Annotated in this window: 23 protein-coding genes; 8 read left to right on the top strand and 15 right to left on the bottom strand. The window is 48.5% G+C overall.

The window, feature by feature from the left end; genetic code table 11:
* Positions 1-145: 145 nt before the first annotated feature.
* Together ACES2G_RS04665 and ACES2G_RS04660 are read right to left on the bottom strand one after the other, a co-directional pair.
* Complete coding sequence (locus ACES2G_RS04665; RefSeq protein ID WP_374001435.1) at positions 146-2,050, bottom strand: methyl-accepting chemotaxis protein; 1,905 nt, start codon at positions 2,048-2,050, stop codon at positions 146-148.
* Between the two features lie 73 nt (positions 2,051-2,123).
* Positions 2,124-3,029, bottom strand: a complete 906-nt coding sequence (locus ACES2G_RS04660) for a LysR family transcriptional regulator (RefSeq protein ID WP_347357252.1) — start codon at positions 3,027-3,029, stop codon at positions 2,124-2,126.
* A gap of 111 nt (positions 3,030-3,140) precedes the next feature.
* Between ACES2G_RS04660 and ACES2G_RS04655 the strand changes: the two genes are divergently transcribed.
* On the top strand, positions 3,141-3,860 hold the full coding sequence (locus tag ACES2G_RS04655) for a hypothetical protein (RefSeq protein WP_347357253.1): 720 nt from the start codon (positions 3,141-3,143) through the stop codon (positions 3,858-3,860).
* A 78-nt stretch (positions 3,861-3,938) separates the two neighbouring features.
* Here the strand turns inward: ACES2G_RS04655 and ACES2G_RS04650 are convergent, their stop codons facing one another.
* From ACES2G_RS04650 to fliL, 3 genes are all read right to left on the bottom strand, one after another.
* Positions 3,939-5,360 (bottom strand): pitrilysin family protein, encoded by a 1,422-nt coding sequence (locus tag ACES2G_RS04650; protein ID WP_347357254.1) that lies wholly within the window; start codon positions 5,358-5,360, stop codon positions 3,939-3,941.
* A gap of 2 nt (positions 5,361-5,362) precedes the next feature.
* Positions 5,363-6,766, bottom strand: a complete 1,404-nt coding sequence (locus ACES2G_RS04645) for a pitrilysin family protein (RefSeq protein ID WP_347357255.1) — start codon at positions 6,764-6,766, stop codon at positions 5,363-5,365.
* Between the two features lie 108 nt (positions 6,767-6,874).
* Positions 6,875-7,384, bottom strand: a complete 510-nt coding sequence (gene fliL / locus ACES2G_RS04640; protein ID WP_347357257.1) for a flagellar basal body-associated FliL family protein — start codon at positions 7,382-7,384, stop codon at positions 6,875-6,877.
* A 161-nt stretch (positions 7,385-7,545) separates the two neighbouring features.
* Between fliL and ACES2G_RS04635 the strand changes: the two genes are divergently transcribed.
* Positions 7,546-8,544 (top strand): L,D-transpeptidase family protein, encoded by a 999-nt coding sequence (locus ACES2G_RS04635; RefSeq protein WP_347357258.1) that lies wholly within the window; start codon positions 7,546-7,548, stop codon positions 8,542-8,544.
* Positions 8,545-8,677: 133 nt separating this feature from the next.
* Here the strand turns inward: ACES2G_RS04635 and ACES2G_RS04630 are convergent, their stop codons facing one another.
* The 9 genes from ACES2G_RS04630 to hisC form a co-directional block, all read right to left on the bottom strand.
* Entirely contained in the window at positions 8,678-8,863 is a 186-nt protein-coding gene (locus ACES2G_RS04630) for a hypothetical protein (protein ID WP_347357259.1), read from the bottom strand.
* 59 nt (positions 8,864-8,922) lie between these two features.
* On the bottom strand, positions 8,923-9,678 hold the full coding sequence (locus ACES2G_RS04625) for a rhomboid family intramembrane serine protease (protein WP_347357260.1): 756 nt from the start codon (positions 9,676-9,678) through the stop codon (positions 8,923-8,925).
* Positions 9,671-10,273 (bottom strand): HIT domain-containing protein, encoded by a 603-nt coding sequence (locus tag ACES2G_RS04620; protein WP_347357261.1) that lies wholly within the window; start codon positions 10,271-10,273, stop codon positions 9,671-9,673. Before ACES2G_RS04620 ends, ACES2G_RS04625 begins: the two co-directional genes overlap by 8 nt.
* 2 nt (positions 10,274-10,275) lie before the next feature.
* On the bottom strand, positions 10,276-10,683 hold the full coding sequence (locus ACES2G_RS04615; protein ID WP_347357263.1) for a hypothetical protein: 408 nt from the start codon (positions 10,681-10,683) through the stop codon (positions 10,276-10,278).
* Between the two features lie 3 nt (positions 10,684-10,686).
* Complete coding sequence (gene sppA / locus ACES2G_RS04610; protein ID WP_347357264.1) at positions 10,687-11,655, bottom strand: signal peptide peptidase SppA; 969 nt, start codon at positions 11,653-11,655, stop codon at positions 10,687-10,689.
* A 141-nt stretch (positions 11,656-11,796) separates the two neighbouring features.
* A complete protein-coding gene (locus ACES2G_RS04605) occupies positions 11,797-13,593 on the bottom strand; it encodes a 30S ribosomal protein S1 (protein ID WP_374001434.1) in 1,797 nt (598 codons plus the stop codon).
* A gap of 227 nt (positions 13,594-13,820) precedes the next feature.
* Positions 13,821-14,687, bottom strand: coding sequence for a TIGR02285 family protein (locus tag ACES2G_RS04600; protein WP_347357266.1), 867 nt, complete (start codon positions 14,685-14,687; stop codon positions 13,821-13,823).
* A gap of 84 nt (positions 14,688-14,771) precedes the next feature.
* Positions 14,772-15,425 carry a (d)CMP kinase gene (cmk, locus tag ACES2G_RS04595; protein ID WP_374001433.1) on the bottom strand — a complete coding sequence of 218 codons (654 nt, stop codon included), beginning with the start codon at positions 15,423-15,425 and terminating at the stop codon, positions 14,772-14,774.
* A 9-nt stretch (positions 15,426-15,434) separates the two neighbouring features.
* Positions 15,435-16,556, bottom strand: coding sequence for a histidinol-phosphate transaminase (hisC, locus tag ACES2G_RS04590; RefSeq protein ID WP_374001432.1), 1,122 nt, complete (start codon positions 16,554-16,556; stop codon positions 15,435-15,437).
* Positions 16,557-16,807: 251 nt separating this feature from the next.
* Between hisC and ACES2G_RS04585 the strand changes: the two genes are divergently transcribed.
* The 5 genes from ACES2G_RS04585 to ACES2G_RS04565 all read left to right on the top strand — a co-directional run bounded on the left by ACES2G_RS04585 (position 16,808) and on the right by ACES2G_RS04565 (position 21,082).
* Positions 16,808-17,176, top strand: a complete 369-nt coding sequence (locus tag ACES2G_RS04585) for a hydantoinase/oxoprolinase N-terminal domain-containing protein (protein WP_374001431.1) — start codon at positions 16,808-16,810, stop codon at positions 17,174-17,176.
* Between the two features lie 37 nt (positions 17,177-17,213).
* Positions 17,214-18,008, top strand: a complete 795-nt coding sequence (locus ACES2G_RS04580; RefSeq protein ID WP_374001430.1) for a hypothetical protein — start codon at positions 17,214-17,216, stop codon at positions 18,006-18,008.
* Positions 18,008-19,411, top strand: coding sequence for a hydantoinase B/oxoprolinase family protein (locus ACES2G_RS04575; protein WP_374001429.1), 1,404 nt, complete (start codon positions 18,008-18,010; stop codon positions 19,409-19,411). Before ACES2G_RS04580 ends, ACES2G_RS04575 begins: the two co-directional genes overlap by 1 nt.
* Before the next feature lie 103 nt (positions 19,412-19,514).
* Positions 19,515-20,105, top strand: a complete 591-nt coding sequence (gene msrA / locus ACES2G_RS04570) for a peptide-methionine (S)-S-oxide reductase MsrA (RefSeq protein WP_347357271.1) — start codon at positions 19,515-19,517, stop codon at positions 20,103-20,105.
* Positions 20,106-20,197: 92 nt separating this feature from the next.
* Positions 20,198-21,082 carry a transporter substrate-binding domain-containing protein gene (locus tag ACES2G_RS04565; RefSeq protein WP_347357272.1) on the top strand — a complete coding sequence of 295 codons (885 nt, stop codon included), beginning with the start codon at positions 20,198-20,200 and terminating at the stop codon, positions 21,080-21,082.
* Here ACES2G_RS04565 and ilvA read toward each other — a convergent pair.
* Complete coding sequence (ilvA, locus tag ACES2G_RS04560) at positions 20,999-22,210, bottom strand: threonine ammonia-lyase (protein WP_347357273.1); 1,212 nt, start codon at positions 22,208-22,210, stop codon at positions 20,999-21,001. The two genes, ACES2G_RS04565 and ilvA, sit on opposite strands and share 84 nt — an antisense overlap.
* Before the next feature lie 509 nt (positions 22,211-22,719).
* Between ilvA and asnS the strand changes: the two genes are divergently transcribed.
* A complete protein-coding gene (asnS, locus tag ACES2G_RS04555) occupies positions 22,720-24,111 on the top strand; it encodes an asparagine--tRNA ligase (protein WP_347357274.1) in 1,392 nt (463 codons plus the stop codon).
* Positions 24,112-24,165: the final 54 nt, after the last annotated feature.

Below are 24,165 nucleotides of genomic sequence, written 5' to 3'. Positions count from 1 at the left end.
TTGAACTCTGCCGTTCATCGACAGGGAACCCGTGCTTGGGGTTGATTGCACTCTATCCCCAGACGAAAAAAATTAAGCATGACCAAGGTCATGCTTAACTCTGCGAGTTATGAAAATCCATCCACCTGGTGGAGAATTGATTTTATTAGGCCGCTTTCCAGCCTTCTTCGTCCATTTCCGGAGCCTCTGGAGCTTTTGCCACCGGAGCGTTGCCCGGAGCTGACTCTTTTCCGTCACCATAAACAACCGTGTTCAGCTCATCCACCACATTCTTCATGATAGCGGCCTGAGAATTGATCTCCTGAGCTGTGCCTGCGATTTCCTCAGAGGACGCCGCATTGGACTGCACAGATTGATCCAGTTGATTCATCGCTTTGGAAATCTGCTGAATACCGGTGGACTGTTCTTCACTGGCCATGGAGATCTCATTGTTAAGATCCGCTACTTTCTTCACGGACGTCACAATGTTCTTTAACATCTCACCGGACTTGTCGGCCTTATGTGTACCACGATCAATCTTCTCAACAGATTCCTTGATCAAACCTGTGATGTCTTTTGCCGCACTTGCAGAACGCTGTGCCAGTGTTCGCACAGCTTCAGCCACGACTGCGAAGCCCTTACCGTGCTCACCCGCACGAGCCGCTTCAACAGAGGCATTCAACGCCAACAGGTTTGTCTGGAAAGCGATATCGTCGATCACATTGATGATCTCTTCGATTTGTTTGGATGAAGAAGAGATTTCATTCATGGAAGACAACAGCTCACCCATCTCTTTTTCGCCCTGCACCGCTGTTTCAGAAGACTGCGCAGACAAAGCAGCCGCCTGTTTTGCATTGTCGGAATTCATCTTCACCATGGAAGTCATTTCTTCCAAAGCCGCCACAGTTTCTTCCAAAGAAGCCGCAGACGAGCTGGACGATTCAGATAAAGATTGGCCAGCAATGGACAACTGATGAATTGCGGAGGACACCAGATCACCGGAGTCTTGCAGCTTATTTGCCAAACCACTGACAGATTGGGAGATCATGCGGGCAATCACCATCACCGCCACCAGCAATACAAAGATGCCGGAAAGAGCAATCACGATCTGAGTCCACACCATGGCATTGGCCTCAGCCAGAACCGTCTTAGTGGGAGTTCGGACAATCAAAGCCCAGGGTTCTTGTGTGTTACCAAGATTCATAGGGGAAACCACATACAGATATTCCTGGTGATCCTTCGGATCAACACCTGAAATAGTCAGCTCTTCGCCTTTGCTGATGGCCGCTTTGAACTTTTCAGATTCAAAAGGATACTCCGCGGCCTTTGTGATCATTTTTTCATCCGGATGCGACACATAGTTACCATGAGCCGTCACCAGATAAGCTTCAGAAGTTTCAAATGGCTTTACGCCGTTGGCTTTGCTCTGAATATCCTTCAAGGGCAAATCCACGCCCGAGTTTCCAACAAACTTGCCATCCACAAAGATAGGAACAACCGCAGATGTCATCAACACCTGAACGCCGTCAATGGGGTAAAGATACGGTTCAACCATGGTTTCTTTACCGCGGGCCTGAGGAACCAGATAGTAGTCCCCTTCTCCAGCCTTGGCATAACCCACAAGTGGAGTCAGAGAGGACTTGCCACCTTCCCAGTTCAGATATGGCACGAATCGACCTGTGGCATCGTGTCCTTGAACCGATACATAGTCAGAGTCCTTGCCATCCCAGGCATTGGGCTCCCAACCTGTCCAGGTACCAATCAGGAATTTATTTTTTTCCAGAACTTCACGCAAAGCTTCTGCGACTTGCGAACGACCAGTGTTGTTGCGCTTCTTAAATGACTCCAAAATATGCGCTGTATTGCGCGCGATATCCAAGCCGCGCTCGACTTCCAAACGCATCTCTGCCGCATAAGCTCGAGCCGTCGCCACCGTCTTGTCGGTCGCCGCTTGCTTTGCAGTTTCATGGCCATTGCGAGCCATCAAAAAGGTCATCGTTCCCAAAACAAGTAAGGCAATTAGAATAATAGGAACCGCCAACTTGACCTGTATAGAATATTTTTTCTTCATTTAAGACTTTCTCCCGAAAAGAATCTGAGTCTTTCTTCGGAAGAAAAAGTCCTAAAATGAATACTACAAAGGTCTAACCTTTTTCCTGTTGAGCCAGAGTTTGATAGAAGACCTCGACCAAGGCCTTGCTGTCGGAATTCTTTTTATAATAGAACATCAGATCAATTTCATAGTGCATGTCTTTGACGTACACCCGATTCAAGCGACCTGAGCGCACTTGTTTTTTAATGGAATGCGCCGGCAGAAAGCCCCAGCCCAATCCGGCCTCAATCACCCGCTTTAATGTCCCCACATTGGAGGATTCAAAGATCGAACTGATCTTGGCACCTTGGGATTGGATCTTGCCATGAAGTTCACTGTAAAATGCCGGGAACTCTTCAGTGAAGTCCACCAAGGGAAAAGCCCCCATATCCTTCACCATAATCTGCTGAGGCATTTTTTCATCTTTGCTCGAACCCACCAGCCACATTTCCTCTTTCAAAAGAAAGCGCTGCTCGCTGCCTTCCAGCTCGGCGGCAAACTCGGTTTTGGTATCCGGAAGGATCAACACATCGTACTGACCTTTCTTATATCCTTTGATCAACTCATCCCCGCGGTCATATTCAATCTTCAGGGTCAGTTCCGGATTATGGCGCATCAGGCGTCCCACAATGGGACTCATCACGTGCAATCCCAAAGAGTTCAGCGTCCCGATTCGCAACTGCCCCTTCATTTGATTACCGATGGATTTGATGGCGATTTCCGCCTGCTGAGTCAGATGGATGATCTTCTTGGCATACTCGTACAGAACCTCCCCTTGAGGGGTGGCTTTAATCGAACGTACGCCCCTTACCAGCAGCTCCACACCTAGATCTTCCTCCAGGTTGCGAATTTGCTGGGACACTGCTGGCTGAGTCAAATAGAGCTTGTCTGCCGCTGCAGTCATACTGCCCTCACTGATGACTGTCACGAATGTGGTCAGCTGATAAAGGTTCTTCACAAGAAATCTCCCTTTTGCTCTTTGATCCCAGAGGAAATTGTTATTATACTTACTTCAATGTTTACTCCGGTGCTCCGGAGTGCAAAATCAGCCACACCAGCCGAGGTCTGCATGAAGTATCGTTTGTTAGCATCACTCGCAGTTATTCTACTCAGTTTTAGCGCCCATGCAAAAGTCTTTCGTAATGCTTACATCGCATTTGAAATGCCAGAGACCTGGAAGTGCAACCTGGAACAAACCGAATGGGTCTGCCGAAGTGAACAAACCAAGGAAGCCAAAGAGGCCATCATCATTCTGACTGCCAAAGAAGTTGGCCCGACTGACACCTTCGCGCTGTATGAATCTCATCTGAACACCCCTATCTCGGTCGCGCTAAAAGGCGGCGGCGCCTCTGAGTCTAAAATCGTTTACAAATCCAAAAGTGTGCAGATCAACGACCAGACATGGGTGGACTCATTGCATTTGGGGTCTGAAGTTCCCAACTACTTCACGCGCTATCTGGCCACGATCAAAGATAAAATCGCGATCCTGATCACCTTCAGTGCGCACAAACAGTACTACACCAAATACAGCCAGGACTTCTTCAAAGCCGTGATGAGCTTGCGCGTGATTGCCTCCAAGAACCTGCTTGCCAAACCGGAACTGGGTCCGATCCGTCCAGGTTCGGAAACCCTGGGGGCCCCAATCAGCTCTGCCATGCCAGCCGATATGCTGCAAGGTGAAGAGGACGGCGGCAAAGGCAATAACAAGACCCTTCTGCTGGCCGGGGCCATCTTGCTGGCAGCACTGGGTGCTTACATCTTCCTGAAGGCCCGTAAGAAACGCAGATAAAAATCAGATCTTTCGCTTAAAACAAAAAACCCACAACCTGATAAGTTGTGGGTTTTTTATTTGTCCCGAGCCTGTCTTTTACTTCATTCGCTCAATGACTGGTTTGTACTTTTCAAACTGAGGAATGATTTTTTCATCACCGTAAACCAGAACCTTGAATTTCGCCGGGTCCACCGCTTTCTTAAAGGCCGCGTTGGCATCCTTTGGCTTGATGGCTCCGACGTTTTTATTAAAGTCCGTCAAGTAGTCCACCGGAATTCCATAGAACTCCAAAGCCAGAAGATTGTAGGCCAGGCGATCCGCGGTTTCGATAGCTCTTGGGAACTGACCGATCAGCTGATTGCGGCCCGCACTCACCTCGGCTTCAGTGGCTCCGTTACCGACAAAATCATTCAGCACCTTCAAGGCCTCGTCCAAGGTTTTCCCAGCAGTCTCGTTCTTCGTAAAGGTCACAATGTCATAGCTGCCGCGCTCTTTACGAACATCAAAGTAAGAATAGACAGAATAGGTCAGCCCCAGATCATCGCGAACCTTCTGATTCAGACGGCTGGCAAAACTGCCGCCGACGGTTTCATTGGCCAAGCGCAGGCGCAAATAGTCCTGATCCGCGCGACTGATACCCACTTGCCCGATGCGAATCTGAGTCTGCTGCAGACCCTTTTTCACAATCAGCTTCACTTGCAAGTTTTCACTGACCGGAGGCGCTTCCACCTGAACTTCCGGGATTGTGCGCTTGGTCCACTTACCAAAGACTTCTCTCACGCGATTTTCATAGGCCGCATCATAGCTTCCCACCACCGCCAGCATGGAATTGTTCGGACGGAAGAAGGTCAGGTAATGTTTGATCACATCTTGCTTGCCAATGGCTTTTAGCCCTTCCGGAGTCCCGTTGGTGTCACGCCCGTAAGGGTGGTTGCCAAAAACAAATTGATCCATCTTTTCATCTGCAAAAGAGGACGGATTATCGACCTTCTTTTGCAAACCCGCCAGCATCTGTGAACGAATACGGGCAATTTCAGCGTCCTTAAACGCCGGATTCATAGTCACATCTGCAAACAGATCCAACAGCGTTTGCGCCCCCGTTGTCAAAGAATCCGCATACACCGTTGTGGCATCAGCACTAGGGCTGATATCAACCCCAGAGCCCAATTGCCCGAATTCATCGGCAAGCTTCATGGCATCCCGGGACTGAGTCCCCTGCTCCAAAAGATAGGATGTCAGGGCATTCAGTCCAGGCTTCGCAGAGCCTTCCTGCATACTGCCGGTCTTGATCATCAAAGTCAGACTGACCCGCGGCAAGGTTGCATCATGGATAAAGTAAATTTTCAGTCCATTTTCCAAAGTGACTTCTTTATAAGGCTGCAACTTGAATGAGCCATTGCCTTTGGTCACATAGCCATCCGTCGGTGGTTTCACCGTGGATTTGTGAGATGTGCTGGAACAAGCCACCAGCGCAGAACATACAAGAGGAAGTGTCAAAGCTGCGGTAAATATTCTCATGACTATTGTTCCTTCTTCACTTTGGGTTCAAGAGTGACAATGGATCTTTGGGTCTGCTGTGTGAATTTATCCGCCACGCGTTTGATGTCATCAGCAGTCACCGCCTGGTATTTTTCCAAATCGGTGAAAAGGGTTTCATAAGTGCCATTCACGATTTCATTGACGGCCAAAGCACGCGCCTTGCCGTCCATCGTTTTCAGGCTGTCCACCAGATCCTTCATGACCTGAGTTTTGGCTTTTTCAAGCTCCTGTGGAGTCACCTTCTGATTGCGCAATTTCCAAATCTCATTGTAAACCAGATCCAGCGCCTCTGCGGACCCCAAGCCCGGCTTCATATTCACGCCCACTGCGAACATACCCTGATCTTTCATAGAGTAGTTGTAGGAATAAGCGGAGGTCGCCACCTGCTTTTGATAAACCAGGCGTTTATGCAAACGACTGGAACTGCCGTTACCCAGAATATTGGCGGCCAGATCCAGGGCATACATATCCGGGTCCCCCTGCTTTGGACTTTGATAGGCCACAACAAACGACGTGTTTTGAACGTCTTTGCGCAAAGTCGCATTCTGCTGCACTTTCTGCAACGGTTCGGTCGGATATTTTCTTTCCGGCAAAGGACGCGATGGCAGCTTGCCATAATACTTTTCGATCAGGCTTTTAACTGTGGATGTTTTGAAATCCCCCACCACAACCAAAACGGCATTATTCGGCACATAGAAGGTGTTGTAGAAATAACGAAGCTTGTCGGAATCATAAGCTTCAATATCTTTCATATAGCCGATCACCGGCCATTTGTAAGGGTGAACTTTGAACAAAGTTCCCATCATCAACTCTCGCAACAACCCCATCGGGTTGTTGTCCACACGCCAGCGGCGTTCTTCCTTCACCACTTCTTTTTCGCTTTTTAGATCTTCCGGGCTGATCAGAAGCGAACTCATGCGGTCCACTTCCATGTCCATCACCAGCTCCAGCTTCGAGCTGGGCAGGTTTTCATAAAAGCCCGTGTAGTCGTTCGTGGTGAAGGCATTGTTGGTGATTCCATTTTCATGGAAAATACGGTCGAAAGACTTGCCATCATACTTCTTAGCACCCTTGAACATCATGTGTTCAAGCATGTGTGCCGCCCCGGTCACCCCTGGGGATTCATCACGGGAACCAACACGGTACCAGGTGTGATAGCTGACCATCGGCACAGCATGATCTTCCAGCAGAAGCACGGTCAATCCGTTATCCAGGACAAACTTGGTTACCGGCAAAGAGATCTTTAAATCAGGATTGTTTTCAGTCCATCCCTTGATGGCCCCGATAACATCTTGGCCCTTACTGGCAGGAGCTGGGGACGGTTCGACGGCGTGAGCAGAGACAGCAAGACTCAGCCCCAAAAGCAAAGTTGAAATCCGTTTCATAGGTGCTTCTTTCGTTGGTTAATACAGAACGACACTGCACCTAGTTTGAAACTGTGGGGCTATGATGACAACGAACTTCAGGACTTTTAAGACTTTTGGCAGATGTTCTTATTGAACAATGAAGTCAGAGAAGAATACATCCTTCACGATACCACGACGAAGAATGCCATTCACTTCCCCTGCAATCTTGTCTTTCAGGAAAAGTTTGCCTTGAATGCTGTCCAGATCCGCGAAAGGTTTATCATTCAGCAGACGGACGATACGATCGCGGGCTTTGGCACGGTTTTCAGGCTCCATGACCTCTTCAAAACCCTCTTTACCCAGCATTTGCAAATTGATCTCAAGACGGATGGTGCGCTTTGGCTCCCCACCCAGATTTACGGTGAACTTATCCATGGTATAGACCAAAGGAGCCGTATCGGCTTCACTGGCCGTGGAGGCCAATTCACGCTCAGCATCCTCTTCCGTCAACTTGGGACTTTCCCATCCCATGGTCGAGGCATAAACCATGTAAGCCCCGCCTCCCATGACGGCAAGATTCAATACCGCAAAGGCCACTTGAAAGATCATTGCCATATTGCGTGGTTTCGCGGTCGATTGCTCTTTTTGTTCAGCCATGTATAAACCTCTTGTCATAGATTTTATCGGTGAGACAGGCTTAGGTCTTAAGATCTTAGGCCTCATTATTTACAAATATATTATTGGAAAAACGTCTAACCTCTGGACACCTGAGGACAGCCACTTGACAAGAATAAGACCTTTTCAGGCATAATAAGAACATGAGATTTTTCCTCACGGGCTGTGCTTTACTTTTCCTGAGTCTGCCGACCATGGCGGACCCTGTTGTCGCGCCCAAATCCCAAAACGAGAAAGAACTGCTGCCCGCTTCTTTGTTGCAGATTTCAGAAACCGAAGCGTTTTCCCGTTATGTTTTTCTGGTCGATAAAGAGCAGCGCAAGCTTTCTGTTTTTGAACGTAATGGGGAACTCATTCAAAAGATCATCGAATACCCGGCCGACATCGGCAAAATGGGTGGCAACAAAACCAAACGTGATGATCATAAAACACCCGAAGGCATTTACTTCCTGCAAGAGCGTTTGAGCCAGCCTAAAATTCCATTCAGCCTTTACGGCGCTTTGGCTTTCACCACGAACTACCCGAATCTTTTCGACAAGCGCGAAAACAAAACTGGTTCTGGTATCTGGCTGCATGCGATTCCCGACTCGGTGCCTCTGACCCGCGGCTCCCGCGGCTGTGTGGTGGTTCGCAATGACGTGATTAAAAAGCTGGCGGACTATATCAAGCTGGGCGAAACCCCGATTCTGATCTTCGATCACGTCAACTATGTCAGCAAAGATGAACATGACAAGCGCCGTGTAGAGCTAAGTCGCTTCGTTGAAAACTGGAGACAAGCTTGGGAAAATCAGGACATCGACAAATACATGTCCTATTACGATGCCGGTTTCAAAGCTCCGGGCTTTAACTACAATTCCTGGATGAATCACAAAAAGAACCTGAAATCCAAATACGATTATATCAAGGTTCACTTGTCCCAGCCTTATATCGTTCAACACAACGATCAGCTTTTGGTCAAAACTCTGCAGCGCTACGAATCCGACAAGCACGTCGATTATGGTGTGAAGACGATCTATGCCGTGAAGGCTGGTGACTCTTTCAAAATCATTCGTGAAGAGTGGGCGCCATTTAGCCAAAATGAAGTCACGGCCGCGATTGCTCGTGAAAACTCCATGACTGCATCTTCCAATAAGACTCAGTAGCACTGGGCATCCTTGTTACCTTCCGCAGTGAAAAATCCATCTTTTGGAAATAAAAAAAGCACAACCATTTTAGTGGTTGTGCTTTTTAGTCCCCGGAAAGTTTACAGTTGGGGCGGATCAGATCACTCGGGAATTAGTGAGAGTCTTCATCCTTCGTATTTTTACCGTCCATAGTGAACGTTTCTACGTTGTGAGAAAGATCAGGAAGCTGCTCAAGGTGTTTCTGCCATTCTTCTTTGGACATTTCACCTGCGTTGATTTTGTTTTCAGTCATACGCTTATCATACTTCAAATTCTTATTAGCCTGAGCCAAAGACATAAAAACTCCCTTTTGCGATCGAGCCCTTTTTTATAGCTCAAAAAATGGGCCCCGTCCAGCTAGTTCCAATATTTGGGAGGTCTATCGTTCTTTTCGTTTTTATCGTTATTAACGACCAAACGCAGGTTACGGCCTTTATTTTTGGACTTCTTACGAAGGTCATTGCGATCCAGCCAACCCTTGGTTTTCAAGCAGATAAAGCCGGACACGATCCCACCCAAATGGGCCAAATAAGCCACTTCGCCACCACTGACACTGGAAGTCATAAGAGAGGCCAACTGCACCAGACCCATCAAGGCCACGAAGAACTTAGTCTTCATCGGGAAGAGCATAAAGAAGTAAACAATACGTTCACCAAAGATCAGCCCCTGCGCCAGCAAAAGACCGAAGACCGCTCCGGAGGCCCCAACCACCGGCACGATCAGGCCGGTTTGAGAACCCGTGGTCAAAGCATAGATCCACACACCCAGGCAGTACAAAACTGCAGCGCCAATGCCGGACACAAAATAATACACCAGGAAGAACTTCGAACCCCAGCGCTGCTCCAGCTCGGCCCCGAAGAACCACAGCATCAGCATATTAAACAAAATATGTGTGACCTGCATCGAGTGCAGGAACATGTAGGTTCCCAGTTGCCAGATCTGGAAATCAAAAAGAACTTTCCCCGGGAACAAACCGAAGATCGACGTGAAAGGAATACGCAGGAAGCCTTCCAGGATCACTTGGAAGACAAACCAGATAGCTACATTGATGATCAGCAACCACTTCACCGCCGGTGTCAGTGGGGCTGTTTGAAAAGTCACGCCTCTATTCATATTTTCTTAAAATACTCCAAACCTTCTCGTAGGTCTGCTCAAGACTTTCAACCAAGACCTTTGTCTCAGCAATCAAAGGGAAGAAATTAAGATCCCCGGTCCAGCGAGGAATGACATGATAGTGCAAGTGCTCCGGGATTCCGGCCCCAGCGACTGCCCCATGATTCAACCCCACGTTGATGCCACCTGGTTGATATAGCTCATTCAAAGCTTTCATCACCAAACGGATGGTGTTTTGCAAATCCATGTATTCTTCATCAGATAGTTTTAAAAGATCCCCGCAGTGGCGCTTGGGTAAAACCAGCAGGTGCCCGCTGTTGTAAGGGAACTTATTCAGAACGACCATGGAATGCTTGGTTTTAAACGCACAAAGAGTGTCAAAGCTGACTTTTTCTTCTGAAGCCCGACAGAACACGCACCCTTCCGGCTTGATCAGCTTGCGCACGTATTTCATGCGGTCTGGACGGAAAAGCACATCCCTCTCCATCGGCCATACATCCTTGCCGATCTGGATCTTCCCGTGGGCAGCCGCCGGTCTTTTGATCGGCGCCTTCTTTTTAGGGGATGTTTTTTTGCGGGCCTTTTTGGCTGCCATGCTTACTCCGTGCTGTCAGTGAAATAGCTGGAGGTACCGACCAGGCGATTTTCAACAAAGAAAACCATCACACAGTTCTTACGCATCTCAAAGCCGATCTCCGTTTTGTTTCCACCCGCAGGATTCAACAAAACCAACTCTGTTTCAAGCTGCGGTGTCTCGCACACCAGGGGTTTCAGCTCAAACACAGTCACAGGCACATAACCACCTCCGCCAGTGATTCCCACAAACTCGAACTTCTGACCGGTCTTAAAGATCACTCCCGGAGCCGGCTCCAGATCCGCAGTCAGATAGTAATAACCCTTCCAACGGATATCATACCAGGGTTGCGGCTGACGTGGGTCCTGAGGATTGGCTTGGGCCAAACCTGCAAAAAGCACTGTCAGCAAAAAGATCCCTAGAGTTTTCATGGACTACTCCCAGTACCCTGGCATCAACATCAATGGCTGGTTCAAATATTTTGCACGCAGGATGTACTTCATCGCACCTTCCATGTCCGCACCAAAGGATTTACCCTTCATGATATCGGCGAACTCAGACATGCTGTTCAAGTCATCTTCCGTATCGCCACCACCCAAATCAAAGATGCTGACTTTCTTTTTAGGAATTTCAAAGACTTCGTAATTATCACCCAGCTTCGCAGTTTCCGCCGCCAGCTTCACGGCGTCTTCATAGTAGCCTTCCTGATCGGCAAAGCCCACTTTCACCGCCGTCGCGCCCGTAAAGACACGGCCATCGGCATACTCTGCCACAACGTCTTCCTGCAGTTTACGTTCTTTCGCCACAGTTCCTTTGAACTGGGCATAGACTTCATCAATCATGCTTTGGAACAAAGTTCTTTCGTCTTCACGCATCGGGCGGTATTCCGCACCGGAGTCTTTGAATTTACCAGACGTGATGGAATAGCGAGAGATCTTCGCCCAGTCATAAAGTTTTTCAAGGTTGGCAAATTCCATGATCACCCCGATAGATCCCACCAAGGAGCCCGGAGCCACGACGATCTTATCGCAAGCCACTGCCGCGTAATAAGCACCGCTGGCCATAATCCCCGTACTAACGCAGATCACAGGCTTTTTGATTTCATCACGAACACGCTTGATCTCCGCAAAGATTTCCTGTGAAGGCCCAACAGAGCCACCCGGAGAATTGATACTGATCAGGATCGCTTTAACCTTGTCATCATCACGGTATTTTTTAAGATTCTTGATGAACTTTTTGCCGTTAAGAATAACGCCGTTCATTTCCAGATGCAGAATGGTGTTTTTTGCAGTGACCTTTTTATCCGGGCTTCCGAAGAAGTCGCCGCCCATTTTTAGCAAAGCGCCCAAGCCCACAAACACCAAAAAGATAATTACCAATTTTTTGAAAAAGCTGCCCTTCATATCGGCCCCCGAGCGGATGGATGAAAAAGGTCCCTTTTCAAATAAAAAAAGGGACCCTACTAGGGTCCCCTTTTAAGACTTGTCAGTCAATCGTCCTCGACCGGCTGAACCCTTGCGGGTCAGCCTTTGGTCTTGATCGAATTACTGCTTGTCAGTTTTTACGTTTTTCAACTGGTCAGCAAACAAGTCACCGAAAGTGGACTTGGAAGTTGCAGTCGCTTTTTTAACGTAATCGTCAACATCCGCTTTTGATTCGCGAAGTTTAACTAGTTTTGCAGACAAACCGATCTTACGAGCGTCTTTGTCGATAGAGATAACTTCAGCTTTTACAGATTGACCCGCTTTGATGAAGTCTTCAACAGAGTTGATTTTCTCAGTTGTAAGTTCAGAAATGTGGATCAAACCTTCGATATCAGACTCAAGCTCAACGAAAGCACCAAAATCAGCTGTTTTAGTTACTTTAACGTCGTGTTGTGTACCGATAGCGTATTTAGATTCGATGTTAGCCCAAGGATCAGACTCAAGTTGTTTGATACCCAAAGAGAATCTTTCGTTCTCGATGTCTACACCTAGAACAACCGCGCGTACTTTTTGACCTTTAGCGAACATTTCACTTGGGTGATTTACGCGTTTAGTCCAAGAGAAGTCAGAGATGTGAACTAGACCGTCGATGCCTTCTTCGATGCCGATGAAGATACCGAAGTCAGTTACAGACTTCACTTCGCCTTCGATGATTGTTCCTGGAGGATAAGATTCTTTCATCTCAACCCAAGGATTTGCTTGAAGCTGCTTCATGCCCAAGCTGATGCGGCGGTTTTCAGTGTCTACCTCAAGAACCACTACTTCAACTTCTTGATCAACAGCTACGATTTGAGAAGGGTGTTTTACACGCTTAGTCCAAGACATTTCGGAAACGTGGATCAAACCTTCGATGCCTTCGCCAAGCTCAACGAATGCACCGTATTCAGCCAAAGATACAACTTTGCCTTTAAGCTTAGTGCCTGGAGGGTAAGAAGCTTTAACAGATTCCCAAGGATCTGCATGAAGCTGTTTCATACCCAAAGATACGCGTTCTTTTTCTTTGTCATACTTAAGAACTTTAACTTGGATTTCGTCGCCAACATTCAACATTTCTGAAGGATGTTTTACGCGGCCCCAAGACATATCTGTGATGTGCAACAATCCGTCCATGCCACCAAGATCGATGAACGCACCGTAGTCAGTGATGTTTTTAACAACACCAGTAACAACTGAACCTTCCGCCATAGTGTCCAAAGTTTGTGAACGGAGACTGTCACGTTCTTCTTCAAGAAGCGCACGGCGAGAAAGAACGATGTTGCCACGTTTCTTGTTGAATTTGATAACTTTGAATTTGAACTTTTTGCCCAGGTATACGTCCATGTTGCGAACTGGACGAAGATCGATTTGAGATCCAGGCAAGAATGCTTTAACGCCGATATCAACGCTCAAGCCGCCTTTAACTTTAGCAACAACAGTACCTTCGATAACTTCTTCGTTCTCAGCTGCTTTAGAGATATCAGTCCATGCACGAAGCATGTCAGCTTTGTCTTTAGAAAGAACGATCATACCGTTTTCGTTTTCGATACGGTCGATCAGAACTTCTACTTTGTCTCCAGCTTTAACTTCGCGAACGCCGTCAACAATACGGAATTCGTTGATCGCGATCAAACCTTCAGACTTGTAGTTGATGTCAACTAGAACATAGTCAGATTGAACTTCAACTACTGAACCTGTTACAACGTCGCCGACTTTGAAGTCTTGCTCTTTCATGGATGCTTCGAATAGAGAGTCGAAGTCACCTTTTTCAGATTTTGCATTCAAGATGCCAGGATTTGCTGGGACTTTGGAGTCCTCTGCATCCAAGAAAGCTAGAACTTTCTGTTTTTCCAACTCGGCTTTGTTTAATTGTTTCGTCATATCGTGTTTTGTAAACCTCCCACGTAGTAAGATCTCATGGACCCTACCCGTAACCTTTCTTCGCACTTAAGGCGAATCACTGGTTTAGCGACCTAAGGGGCTGGAAGTCAAAGGTTTTACGCGGCTTGGCGCCGATTTAAGAGTTCCCGGATTATGCGCAAGCACATCCCCTTGTGAAAACCTAGACCTGACAGAGCTCAGGTCAAACCTATTGGATCTGGGTCGTCTCAAGGCAAAAGCCCCCGATAGATCTCGCGGACTTTTCCTCTCATCTCTTTGGGCAAGGATTTCTGAAAATAGTCATAGATGCGGTTCCTGACATTCTTTTCAACCACCACTTTGGAGATCTCTTTGATGGTCGCCTCCCCCCAGGTGCTCTTCTCGCAAGAGGCACGAACCGAGATATAGGCGGGGGCCTCTTTCACCGGAAGATACTTGAGCGACGTCGAGTCCCTTCCTTTGCGATGATCCCATTCCTCAAGGTAATAAGACAGCACTCCATCAAGGCGGTTCTTTTCCAGCATTGCGAACAAGCCACCGACCGCCTGATCGCTGACATGGCGATAGGAGTCTTTCGCCTTCAAAATCACCTCATCAATTTTGTTGGAATAGGAACGCCCCTGCACAACGCCCAACCTGAACTCCCCCACATGCACCAGCTTGGCCAGCTCCATGCCCTGTGGCGTTTCGTACTGCTGAAACTTACTGTAAGAGCCCGAGGACATGACAAGACCAATGGGCAAAGCCCGCGCCACCTCCGCTCCAAAAATCAAATAGCGGGCGCGTTCGGGGGTGTCCTGCAAAAGCAGTGTGCAAAAATGCCGACGTGATAAAAACAGTCTTTCCGCGCGCAGAAACGAAGCTCTGACAAATTTGTGTTTGTACTGAGGCAGGGATCGCACCAATTCACGATAAATCTCGGCAAAAGGCCCCTGAGATTTTTGAATATCGACATTGGCGCCATCAGAAGAAAGCAAAATAAACGGAGGAAAATCCGTCATCGCCCATTGAATGGTTTCTGCGTCCGTTTTTTCAGTCGCAGAAACCGAGCCTCCCAGAAGAAAAATCAGGATTGCAATCCACAGCGCCGTCATCGCTCTATAATAACAACGCCCGGCGCGGTCTCCCTACCTGATTTCCAACACGGGTCCGACAGCTGGCAACTTACATAATGTGATTTAGATTTTGCCTTTAACGTAATCGACGACTTTATCAACGACCTGTTCCAGATTCAAAGTCGTCGTGTCCACCACCAATGCGTCCTCTGGGACCGCCATCGGCGCCACTTTACGTGTGGAATCCTGCAGGTCGCGCTGTTGCTGTGCTTTGACCATGTCTTCTTGATCCAAGCCCAACTCTGCCGCACGACGGGCAGCACGGTGTTCACTGTTGGCAGTCAGATAAACCTTGGCTTCCGCTTGAGGGAAAACCACAGTTCCGCAATCACGGCCTTCAGCCACCAAACCTTGAGGGCCCTCAGAACAACCGCGTTGTGCATCCAAAAGGGCTTTACGCACTTCCGGATAATGACTGACTTTGCTGGCGAAATTTCCCACATCTTCATGGGCAATTTGATCTGTCACATCTTGATCCTGGAAGAAGACACGTGTGCGGTCCTCGTTCATTCTCACACTCCACACTGGATTGTGAGTCAGATCTGCTAGATTTTTGACATCATCAAGATCGATTTGCAGTTGAAGAGCAGCAAAAGCCAAACCACGATAGAAGGCACCTGTAGAAACCCAGTTCCAGCCCAAACGACGAGCCAGCTCACGACTTACTGAAGATTTACCAGAGGCCGCAGGGCCATCAATCGTAATAACCATTCCCATAATTCTCCACTATACTAACACAGGTATCTCTTTGAGCACGTCTGCCAGGGCTTTAATCGCGGCCTGGTTTTCATGCTCGAGCCCTACACTCAAACGCAAATGCGTTTTGAAACCGTAGTTTAACAAGGGTCTCATAATAATCCCGCGGCGTAACAAGGCTTCATTCACCTTGGCGGCGTCACGGAGGGTGTCAAACATGACAAAGTTCCCTTGAGATGGAATGTAAGGCAGGCCTAATTCTTCTAACTTCTTGTAGAAGTAATCAAGCCCTTTCCAGCAAATCTGCTGCGAACGCTCAATAAATTCTTTATCTTGCAGAGCTGCATTTGCAGCCACTTGCGCTAAATCGTTGACATTAAATGGTTTGCGCACCCGGTTAAAAACTTCAATAGTCTCTGCTGGAGCAATCATCGCCCCGACGCGGAAACCCGCCAGACCATAGATTTTGGAGAAAGTGCGAAGAACAATCAGGTTCTTGTACTGGCCCAGATAATTTTGTGCAGAAGCATAATCCTTCGCACGCACGAACTCATTGTAAGCCTCGTCAAAAATCACCATCACATCGTCGCGATTTCCGACTTTTTCCAGGAAGGATTCGATCTCGGCCTTGGTGGCATAAGTGCCCGTCGGATTGTTGGGATTAGAGACAAAAATCAGGCGAATGTTTTTTTCCGGATGAGCCAGGAAATAATCCGCCACGGCCGGAAGATCAAAGCGATACCCTGCCGCCATCGGAACTTTATGAATGACAGCACGATTAGCCGGAGCACTGACTTCATAGGCATTGAAAGCCGCCACAGATGTCAAAACACCGTCTTTGGGTTCACAGTAAATACGGGTAAGAAGATCAATCAGTTCGTCACTGCCATTGCCAATAGCAAGTTGTTTTGTCGGGAAGCCCCATTCTTTTGACAGGGTTTGCAACAGCTCATAGTGGGAAGGATCCGGATACAGATTTTGATGCTCTAAAGCCGTCTTCACTGCCGCCATGGCTTTGGGGCTAGTACCCAAAGGATTCTCGTTACTTGCAAGCTTATACACGGTCGTGAGCCCGTACTCACGTTGCGTCTCGGAAATCGGCTTACCAGGTTTATACGGCACCAGATTCAAAATTTCGGGAGAAATCTTCACTTTAGAATCCTTTTCTTAGAGAGAATATTTTGCTATACCTGATCGCCTAACTTAATTCCAGTGTAAATTCATTAGAGAGCGTTCTAAAATGCAAAACAGCCTCTTGCTGGGAGTGAGTGTCGGTGATTCTTTCGCTGAATTCTCTCTCCTGTCAGATTCCAATTCCCTTGCGCAGAAAAGAGTTTATCTTTCTCGCGAGAACCTTAAGGCGTCACTGACCCAGTTTGTCGCCCCATGCAAAGATCAACAAATTGCCAAGGCTTTTATCAGCCTGCGTGTGCCAAAAAAAACTTCTGGATCACCGCCTGAGCGGATCCGTGGCCCATGTCAGCACTGAAGGTGTTGAACACTGGTTGAATATCTGTGGTTCCCCGGAACACACGTTGACCAATAAGGACCTGCAATTCTCGGTGCGTGAACGCATTCTGGCGGACGGGCAAATTGAGCTGCCCCTGCAAACGGAAGAAATTGAAGCCATCGCTGCCAAAGTGCAATTGATGGATTGTAAAAAAGTCTGCTTGAACTTCCTGCATTCCGCGACGAATCCGGTTCATCTGGAACTGGCAAAAAAAAATCTTCCAGGAAAAAGGCCTGGAGGTTTTTGTCCCGGAAAAATCTGACAATCCTCATGAAGTCAGCCGCTGGACCAAGAATGCTTTGAACGCCACTTTGTCCGGCGTCTTCGCAGAACTTAAAAGCGAATTGTATGCGGGACTGGAATCCGCGATCGACAAAAAGGACATCCACTTCCTGGACAGCGCCGGGGATCTTTTCCAGGACGAAACTCAACGCGAAGTGGGCAGTCTGTTTGCTTCCCTATCGGCACTGGGATTGGCCGATTCTTCAAATAACGCTGATATTCTTTATCTGGGACTGGAACAATTTGCCCTGATCTCCCCATCCCAGTGGGAATCTGCCTGGCAAAGCCCTTGGGGACCCGTTGAAGTGCGTCGCCTGAAAACCCACACTTTGGGCATCCAACCGACCTTGGGCATTCAGCTCAACAGCTTTGGTCGTTTTGATTTCTCAAACCAGCAAGAAGCGTGGGAGCCCGGACCGATGTTCCTGGGACGCGGGCAGAAAATGAGCCTTCTGGATCTTTGGTCCGACAACAACAAGCTGTCCAAGATATCTGGCCTTGAAGACCGGGTTTCCGCACAAGGTATTCAACGCTTCAAAAACGCACTTTTGACTCTTTCCAAAATCAGCTCTTTGCGCGACACCGATTTGCATCATCTCACTAAAGAACTGCAAAGCTTAAGCGTGCAGCGACTGGCGATGGAAAGCCGCCTGCGCCGTCAGACTAAGAAGTTAAAAGTCACAGGTCCGCTGGCTCCTTTGTTTGCGAATATTTTCAAGAAAGATCCGCACACTACCATCATCGAACAGGAGTTCTGCGAATCTGAATCCACAGCATTGTGGGGCGCTCAAGCCCTGAAAGGGGCCTTGTAATGAACTATCAAATTGAGCTTCTGCATTCTTTGCTGAATGACTTTTTGGTTGGCGAGTCTTCTTTGATGACTTTGGATGGGGATGTTCTGGCGGTGCGCGGGCAAATGCCTGTGACCTACGGAACCCTGACCACGGCAGCAACCACCGCCGCAAAATATTTGAAACTGCAGGAAGGCGATATTGCCCTTTTGAATGATCCTTACAGTGGCGGCAGTCTGCTTTCTGAAATGACATTTGTTATGGCGGTGTCCGAGGATCTTCTTTGGGTCACTCGCCGTGCTCTGGATACCAAAGTCACCTTGGTGAAGTCCGTTGAAGAAGAAGGCCTGCGTATTCCCCCCATGCCTTTACGCCAAAAAAATCAGGTCAACGAAATGTTTCTGACCGCCATGCAGGCCCACCCGGCTTGTCCGCCAAATTTTGTAGAATGGCTGAAAGAACAAGTGCAGGATTTAAGCCTGCGTGCCCAGAAACTTATCGAAGCCATTGAATTCACAGGTTTCACTATCACGGGCGAGCTGATCGAAGACTATCTGGGACTGTGCAAACAAGCAGCGACTCAGAAAATCTCTGAAAGCGCCTCGGGTGAGGCTCGTGTCGATGTGGTTCTGGACAGCGGGGAATTACTGCGCCTGAATTTAGAAATTCATGACGGCAAAATATCCATGGATTTCAGTGGCACGAGCGCCGCTAAGACCGTATCCCTGACTGAGTCTGCGACCTACGGCACGTGCTTCCATGCGATCAGCCGTCATTATGGATTTACTGATTTGGCAAACTCTGGATCGTTCTCGATCCTGCAAATCACCAAGCCCTCAGGCTGCTGGCTGGTGGGAAAATATCCGGCACCAATCTACAAGGGCATGACTTGTGGTGTGGCAGCTTTGCAGTCTGCGGTTGAACTGGCTTTGGCTCAGATCCATCACAAACAAGAAACGTCCTTGAGCAGTCACTGTGCTTTGCACTTTGACCTGCGCTCGGGAGACAAGCACTATCTGCTGCGTCTTCCAGGGGGCGAAGCGGCCCAAGCCGATCGCGATGGTTCCTGCGCCACTCTGAATCCGTTTTCTTTGGAACAGTTGGAGCGGGATTTCCCGGTAAAAGTTCTGCGCGTGGATCAACGCCAATCCATTGGCGGCAAAGGCAAGTTCAATGGCGGTCGCGGTTTGATTTTGAAACTGCAAATGCGCGAGGAAGCGGAAGCCACTTGGCTGACAGATTTAACTCTGCACCGTCCCCGTCTGTTGAAAAACTGTTCTCATGGAGACCCTTGCGAGGTTCTGGTTGAACATGGCGACGCTGCCAAACATCTGCCAGTTCTGGGGCAACAGAAATTCGCAAAACAAGACGTCCTGACATTGTGTTCGGGATCTGGCGGTGGTTACGGCCGCTCTGAACAATAAAGATCACTCACAAAGACCGGCCCCGTGCCGGTCTTTGTGTATTGGCACATCGATCCCCCCAAGGCACTGGCCTGCCAGCCCCAGCAGTGCTAAAATAAGTTCCATGAAAGCACTGATCACTTTAATTATCGCACTCGGTATCAGCTTGAGTTGTCTTGCACAGACCACCAAGACCAAGAAAGGAAACAGCGTGAGCTCTTCAGAAGTGGCCTATGTGGCTGGTGGATGTTTTTGGGGGATGGAAGATCTGCTGCGCAAACTGCCTGGCGTCCTTCAAACCGAAGTTGGCTATATGGGTGGAGAAACCAAAAATGCCACTTACAACATAGTTAAAACCGGCACCACCAATCATGCGGAAACAGTGAAGATCACCTTTGATCCCACAAAACTAAAATACCAGGATCTGCTGCTTTATTTCTTCAAAATTCATGATCCCACCACCACCAACCGCCAGGGCAATGATATCGGCACGCAATATCGCAGTGTTATTTTCTACACGTCAGACCAACAAAAAGACGACGCCGAAATTGTGCGGGCTCGCGTGGAAAAATCAGGTGCCTGGAAAAAACCTGTCGTCACCCAGATCGTAAAAGCTGCGGACTTCTGGAGTGCTGAAGAGTATCATCAGGATTATTTACAAAAGAACCCCGGTGGGTACACCTGTCATTTCGAAAGAAAGATTGAGTTCAAGTAATATAGGTTACATCTAAGAAAGGTCCCCCTTTTATCCGTGCAACTTGCAGAACAGCACAGTATTGCATAGGAGTAAGTAAGGAGAGGGGCCTTATGAACCTGAGAATTCAACAAGCATTGATCGCATTGATTCTGTCAGCAACTGTCTTCATAGCGGCGCCCGCTTCTGCGGACACTATTTCTTTTCGCTCTGATTACTGGTGTCCGTATATCTGCAATCCGGAATCTGAAAATCCCGGCTATATGGTTGAGATCGCCAAAGCCGTCTTTGAAAAGCAGGGTCACAAAGTTCACATTAAACTCAACAACTGGGTTCGTGCTATCAAAGACACCCGCTCCAACAAAGTCCAAGCCTTGATAGGTTGCAGTGTTGTGGACGCACCGGATTTTATTTTCCCCAAAACCTCTTTGGGGCTGATGAAGAATGCCTATTTTGTGTCAAAGAAATCAAAGTGGTCTTACAACGGTCGCCCCTCTTTACAGGGGCTGCGCCTTGGCGTGATCAATGGCTATGCCTATGGTGACAGCGTCGACAACCTGATTCGCGCCCGCCACCGCTCGTTCGTGCCTTTTTCCGGAGATCGCCCGTTAGAGCAAATCATCCGTATGATTCAGGCCGGCCGCCTGGATGGTTTTATCGAAAATCCCGTGGTTCTGCAGTACATGTCCGTGACCGCCCGCCTTGCCCTGGAAGACTTAAAGCTGGCAGGCTGGGTGGAAAGTCGCGACCCGTCTCTGTATATCGCTTTTTCACCTAACAATCCCAAGTCGCAGGAATATGCCAAGCTGTTAGATCGAGGTATTGATGAACTTCGTCACAGCGGAGAGCTGCAACGAATTCTGGAGAAGTACAATTTGAAAGATTGGAAAGAGGCCCCGGAACAGGGCTTCTCTTTAGGTGCTTTGGATTACCTTGGCTCCGGTTTCCTCAAGAGCCCGCTTAATCTTCTCCACATGCTCGATGCTCGAAGTCTCTAACACGAAATCAATGCGTGTTTCACGCAACGAAAGTCCTTTGGAAACACGGTCGTGGCGCACTTCCAGGATGTTGGCCTTTTGCGAAGCAATCGCCTGAGTCAATCGACTCAGGTTGCCCGGCAGGTCATCCACAATCACAGACAGCTCACACAAGCGTCCGCGCAGGATCTGCCCGCGGTCAATGATCTTGGAAACGATATTCAAATCGATATTCCCGCCGCTGACAATCACACAGGTCTTTTTGCCCAGATTCAGATTGCGTGACATGGCTGCGGCCATGGCTGCAGCACCCGAGCCTTCCGCCACGGCCTTGGCTCTTTCCATCAAGAACACGATCGCTTCTGCGATCTCGTCATCACTGACAGTCACAACTTCATCAACGTACTTGGAAATGAAATTATCCAACATCATCTGAGATGGGTTTTTGATCGCAATACCATCGGCAATGGTCGCCGCCCGTTTGGCCTGGGACAATGGCTGCTTGTTAAACAGATGCGCCATACCCGGCGAGCGATCGCTTTGCACACCGATCACACGCACCTTGGGATTGATGGACTTCATCGCCAACGCCACACCACTGATCAAACCACCACCGCCAATAGGCACGATGATCGAATCCAGGTCCGGCACTTTTTCCAGAACTTCAATCCCGATGGTCCCCTGACCCGCAATCACATAGGGGTCCTGATACGGATGTACGAAAGTAAAACCATGTTCTTTCTCAAGCTTCTGCGCATGTTCGAAGGCTTCATCATAAATCTCGCCCTTCAGCACCACATTCGCACCATATTCCCGAGTGGCTGATGCCTTGCTGATGGAGGCATTTTCCGGCATCACAATCGTGGACTTCACTCCTGCAAGCTTTGCTGACAGCGCCACGCCCTGGGCATGATTCCCTGCAGAGCTAGCCACCACACCGCGGGCTTTTTCTTCTGCCGTCAGATTGGAGATTTTATTGTAGGCACCCCGGAACTTGAAGCTTCCGGTACGCTGAGTATTTTCAAATTTAAAATAGACTTCGCTCTTAAGAAGATTGCTGGCACTGATAGAGTGGCTCATCTCTGTGTGGCAAATGATGTCTTTTAGTAACTCTCGGGCTTTCTGGATGTCTGCAAAGCTGACTTTCATTTTAGATCAGGGCTCCCAATACACAGTTAACCCCAGTATCGGAGGGTACTCCTTATGAGGCAGGACAGACGCCGTATCTTTCACCCCACTGATGCTGGAGTAAAAAGTCGATTCGGTGATGCCCATGGCCCTACTCTCGTCGAAAAAGTAAAAGGGTGCAAGGTGCTTTCCACAGCACTCACAAGCCGTCACCAGCTCTGCTTCCGCCGAGTTGACAGTTCCGCAGATATGACAAAGTCGAAAATGAGTTCGGGTTGCCATAAGGACTCCTTCCTGAAGCCATACTTATCTTAGGCCTCCCCTCCCACCCCAGCAAGACACGGTCTCAATTTAAGTTATTGATATCAGGAAGATCGCCGACTAATGACTTTTCGCGTTATACACATTTTGAGGCCGAAAACAGGCTTCCCGAATGAATCTTGGGCAATCGCCTCGAAGCGAGACCGCAGGGCATTCTTGCGCACCAGCCCGAAGAGAGATAGGTTAATTGGATTGCTGAAAGGGCCTTTATGGAAACGACATTGGTAAAATCACTATTTAGAGAAACCGAAAAGCACCTCGATAAGGATGTCTATCTGACCGGATGGGTTCGCAAAATCCGTGATCAAAAAAACTTCGGCTTCATTGAATTGAATGACGGAACCTTCTTCAAAGGGGTTCAAGTTGTCTTTGATACCGGTCTTTCCAACTTCTCGGAAGTCGCAGCACTGTCTATCTCCAGCTCTATCCTTGTCACAGGTAAAGTTGTGAAGTCCCAGGGCGCTGGTCAGAATTTTGAAGTGATGGCTTCGAAAATTGAAGTCGTGCAAAAAGCCGATCTGGAATATCCTCTGCAAAACAAACGTCACAGCATGGAATTCCTGCGCGAGATCGCCCATCTTCGTCCGCGCACGAACACTTTCTCGGCCGTCTTCCGTGTGCGCTCGGTTCTGGCTTTTGCGATTCACAAGTTCTTCCACGATCAAAACTTCGTGTACGTGAACACACCGATCATCACAGGCTCTGACGCTGAAGGTGCTGGTGAAATGTTCCGCGTAACAACACTGAAACTGGATAAACCACCACGCAAAGAAGACGGAACGATTGATACTACTCAGGACTTCTTCGGCAAAGAAACCAACCTGACTGTGAGCGGTCAACTGAACGGTGAGACTTTCTGTGCGGCTTTCCGCAACATCTACACATTTGGCCCCACTTTCCGTGCGGAAAACTCCAACACCTCTCGCCACGCGGCAGAGTTCTGGATGATTGAACCGGAGATCGCTTTTGCTGATCTGACTGCCAACATGGAACTGGCGGAAGACATGATCAAGTACATCATCCGTTATGTGATGGAGCAATGTCCGGAAGAAATGGAGTTCTTCAACCAGTTCGTGGAAAAAGGTCTGTTCGACAAATTGAATAATCTCCTGAACAATGACTTTGCACGCGTGACCTATACAGAGGCCATCGAGATTCTGCAAAAGTCCGGCAAAAAATTCGAATACCCTGTTCAATGGGGTATCGACATGCAGTCTGAACACGAACGTTTCCTGGCGGAAGAACACTTCAAAAAGCCAGTCTTTGTGACCGACTATCCGAAAGATATCAAAGCCTTCTATATGAAGATGAATGCGGACGGAAAAACTGTTCGGGCAATGGATCTTTTGGCGCCGGGCATTGGGGAAATCATTGGTGGCTCTCAGCGTGAAGACAATCTGGAAAAATTGGAAACTCGCATGAAGCAAGTCGGCTTGCATCCGGAAGAATATTCCTTCTATACGGATCTGCGCCGCTATGGCAGCTTCCCGCACGCAGGTTACGGTCTGGGCTTTGAACGCATGATGATGTACATCACCGGCATGGGGAACATCCGTGACGTGATCCCGTTCCCAAGAACACCAAAGAACGCCTTGTTCTAGAAAACCCTGTTCACAGGCGGGTCCACAACATTCTGTTGTCCCGCCTTCGCCCTG

Source organism: Bdellovibrio bacteriovorus, assembly GCF_041888015.1.
Classification (GTDB): Bacteria; Bdellovibrionota; Bdellovibrionia; order Bdellovibrionales; family Bdellovibrionaceae; genus Bdellovibrio.
The sequence above is the reverse complement of the archived record's forward strand: the minus strand, read 5'-3'. Positions and strand labels throughout refer to the sequence as shown.

What these genes read in the sequence shown, in the direction of transcription:
- ACES2G_RS04615 (WP_347357263.1), bottom strand. Translation starts at nt 10,683, where the DNA reads ATGAAAACTCTAGGGATCTTTTTGCTGACAGTGCTTTTTGCAGGTTTG.
- ACES2G_RS04600 (WP_347357266.1), bottom strand. Translation starts at nt 14,687, where the DNA reads ATGACGGCGCTGTGGATTGCAATCCTGATTTTTCTTCTGGGAGGCTCG.
- ACES2G_RS04625 (WP_347357260.1), bottom strand. Translation starts at nt 9,678, where the DNA reads ATGAATAGAGGCGTGACTTTTCAAACAGCCCCACTGACACCGGCGGTG.
- ilvA (WP_347357273.1), bottom strand. Translation starts at nt 22,210, where the DNA reads ATGAAAGTCAGCTTTGCAGACATCCAGAAAGCCCGAGAGTTACTAAAA.
- asnS (WP_347357274.1), top strand. Translation starts at nt 22,720, where the DNA reads ATGGAAACGACATTGGTAAAATCACTATTTAGAGAAACCGAAAAGCAC.
- fliL (WP_347357257.1), bottom strand. Translation starts at nt 7,384, where the DNA reads ATGGCTGAACAAAAAGAGCAATCGACCGCGAAACCACGCAATATGGCA.
- ACES2G_RS04630 (WP_347357259.1), bottom strand. Translation starts at nt 8,863, where the DNA reads ATGTCTTTGGCTCAGGCTAATAAGAATTTGAAGTATGATAAGCGTATG.
- ACES2G_RS04575 (WP_374001429.1), top strand. Translation starts at nt 18,008, where the DNA reads ATGAACTATCAAATTGAGCTTCTGCATTCTTTGCTGAATGACTTTTTG.
- ACES2G_RS04650 (WP_347357254.1), bottom strand. Translation starts at nt 5,360, where the DNA reads ATGAGAATATTTACCGCAGCTTTGACACTTCCTCTTGTATGTTCTGCG.
- sppA (WP_347357264.1), bottom strand. Translation starts at nt 11,655, where the DNA reads ATGAAGGGCAGCTTTTTCAAAAAATTGGTAATTATCTTTTTGGTGTTT.
- cmk (WP_374001433.1), bottom strand. Translation starts at nt 15,425, where the DNA reads ATGGGAATGGTTATTACGATTGATGGCCCTGCGGCCTCTGGTAAATCT.
- ACES2G_RS04565 (WP_347357272.1), top strand. Translation starts at nt 20,198, where the DNA reads ATGAACCTGAGAATTCAACAAGCATTGATCGCATTGATTCTGTCAGCA.
- msrA (WP_347357271.1), top strand. Translation starts at nt 19,515, where the DNA reads ATGAAAGCACTGATCACTTTAATTATCGCACTCGGTATCAGCTTGAGT.
- ACES2G_RS04605 (WP_374001434.1), bottom strand. Translation starts at nt 13,593, where the DNA reads ATGACGAAACAATTAAACAAAGCCGAGTTGGAAAAACAGAAAGTTCTA.
- ACES2G_RS04635 (WP_347357258.1), top strand. Translation starts at nt 7,546, where the DNA reads ATGAGATTTTTCCTCACGGGCTGTGCTTTACTTTTCCTGAGTCTGCCG.
- ACES2G_RS04620 (WP_347357261.1), bottom strand. Translation starts at nt 10,273, where the DNA reads ATGGCAGCCAAAAAGGCCCGCAAAAAAACATCCCCTAAAAAGAAGGCG.
- ACES2G_RS04665 (WP_374001435.1), bottom strand. Translation starts at nt 2,050, where the DNA reads ATGAAGAAAAAATATTCTATACAGGTCAAGTTGGCGGTTCCTATTATT.
- ACES2G_RS04645 (WP_347357255.1), bottom strand. Translation starts at nt 6,766, where the DNA reads ATGAAACGGATTTCAACTTTGCTTTTGGGGCTGAGTCTTGCTGTCTCT.
- ACES2G_RS04655 (WP_347357253.1), top strand. Translation starts at nt 3,141, where the DNA reads ATGAAGTATCGTTTGTTAGCATCACTCGCAGTTATTCTACTCAGTTTT.